Annotated in this window: 1 protein-coding gene; it reads left to right on the forward strand. The window is 49.2% G+C overall.

Annotation, left to right across the window (positions count from 1 at the left end):
• Positions 1 to 238 (forward strand): hypothetical protein (locus tag AB4138_RS23900; RefSeq protein ID WP_372307976.1); only part of this gene is annotated, 238 nt, incomplete at both ends.

Genomic DNA, 238 nt, shown 5'->3' on the forward strand with positions numbered 1-238 from the left:
TAATTGATAGCCCACGACCTACTCTCCCAGCCTCTCCAGAGCACCCAGATATGGACTTTGATGATACACCTCGTTGGTCTCCAGATTTCGGTGAAGACCGTCCCGAGATGGAAGAGCGTGACCTGACAGTTAAGATCATTAACGGCGAAATCCACATTATCGACGAAAACACCAGTGAGTGGGTAGGTACTGTACAACGCAAGGATGGTGAGATCATTTTCCGTGGCAACGGAGACTT

Origin of the sequence: Vibrio sp. 10N.286.52.C3, assembly GCF_041468865.1 — a bacterium.
Taxonomy (GTDB): Bacteria; Pseudomonadota; Gammaproteobacteria; order Enterobacterales; family Vibrionaceae; genus Vibrio; species Vibrio crassostreae_C.